Origin of the sequence: Micromonospora sp. B11E3 (genome assembly GCF_039871625.1) — a bacterium.
Lineage (GTDB): Bacteria > Actinomycetota > Actinomycetes > Mycobacteriales > Micromonosporaceae > Micromonospora.
The window spans coordinates 1-1,586 of the sequence record NZ_JBDPMC010000199.1 but is presented as its reverse complement, the minus strand read 5'-3'; the positions used below and the strand labels follow the sequence as shown (position 1 = coordinate 1,586).

Genomic DNA, 1,586 nt, shown 5'->3' with positions numbered 1-1,586 from the left:
GCGCTGATCCGAAAATGGACGGTGAGTGGGCAGGCGGCAGCATCCCGGCGGAGCCGGGATTGATCCTGCTGTGGGGTTGGTCAGGCGGCCGGGGCGAGGGTGACGGTGTAGCCGAGGGCTTCGAGCTGGCGGACGTGGTTGCGTTTGCGGCGTTCGGGGTTGACGCGGGTGTCGTAGAAGCCGGATCCGAGGTCGGTGAACCGGGTTGTCGGGTCGCGGAGCAGATGCCACACGATGGTCAGGATGGAACGGCCGACGGCGACGATGGCGCGTCTGCTACCACGGCGTCTGGCGATGCGCCGATAACGTTCGCCCAGGAAGGTATCGGTCTTGCCGGCGGCGACCGCGGCCTCACCCAGGACCCGGGCCAGGTAGGAGTTGCCGTGACCGGTGGAACCGGAGCCTTTGCTCTTGCCGGCTGATTCCTTGACTCCTGGAGCGAACCGCGCCCACGAGGCGAGGTGGGCAGGGGTGGGAAACCGGCTCATGTCGACGCCGACCTCGGAGATGATCACGTGAGCGGTGGCCGGGCCGACACCAGGGATCTCGTCCAGACGCTGACTGGCATCAGCGAAAGGGCCGATCTCCTGCTCTATACGCTGGTTGACCTCGGCGATGTCCGCGGTAATCGCATCGACGCGGGCCAGCATCTTGGCCAGCAGGAACCCGTGATGCTCGGTGAACCGCCCGACGAACGCATCCTCCAACTGGGTGATCTTCGTGCGCAGACGGCTGCGGGCCATCTGCGCCAGAACCTTCGGGTCTCGCTGCCCCGCGATCAACGCGGCCATCATGTCCCGACCAGAGGTCCCGAAGATGTCGCTGGCCACCACACTCAGCTTGATCTGGGCGTCTTCCAACAGCTTCTCGACCCGGCTGCGTTCCGCCGTCCGGGCGGCGATCAGATCGACCCGGTAACGGGTCAAGTCCCGCAGCTCACGGATCGGTGCCGGCGGCACGAAACTCGGCCGGATCATCTGCCGTTCGGCGACCTTGCACAGCCAGACCGCGTCGAGTCGGTCCGTCTTCGGGCGTCCGGGCAGATGCTTGACGTCCTTGGCATTGACCAGCCACGTGTCGACACCGGCCGCTTCGAGCAGGTAGAACACGGGCTTCCAGTAATCCGAGGTCGACTCCATCACCACCCGGGTGACGCCCAGTTCCCGGAGCCGGTCCACCATCGTCAGCAACGACCGGGTCATCGTGGAGTAGGTCGACACCTCCTGCCGCCGCCGGCCTCCAGGCCCTTGGCCCGGGACCCGCACGCAACACACCAGCTCGGCCTTACCGATGTCGAGCGCCGCGATCCGCTCGATGATCTCCTCGTTGTCCTGAGTCGACTCCAGCACCCCAGTCCTTCCCATCGACGGTCACAGGGCGGCCGCCCGCGGGAGCTGCTGGAGACGAAAGCGAAGCTGATCCGCGTGCTCGAAGCAACAATGAAGGGCCCATGTCGCAGCTCCCCACACCCGACTTTTCCACGGCCTCGAAGACCAAGCGCACACGGCGTCAGCGAGCGACCGCACTCATTTTCAGCCCGGAACGGGCCCGCTCATAGAGCAGCCAAGGAACTTTTCCCATGATCG

Annotated in this window: 1 protein-coding gene; it reads right to left on the bottom strand. The window is 65.8% G+C overall.

The window, feature by feature from the left end; translation table 11 throughout:
• Positions 1–80: 80 nt before the first annotated feature.
• Positions 81–1,364: an IS110 family transposase gene (locus ABGB16_RS33640; protein ID WP_347672086.1), complete on the bottom strand. Its 1,284-nt coding sequence runs from the start codon at positions 1,362–1,364 to the stop codon at positions 81–83.
• Positions 1,365–1,586 lie beyond the last annotated feature (222 nt).

Excerpts from the sequence above, each read along its gene's own strand:
- ABGB16_RS33640 (WP_347672086.1), bottom strand. The coding sequence starts at position 1,364 with ATGGGAAGGACTGGGGTGCTGGAGTCGACTCAGGACAACGAGGAGATC.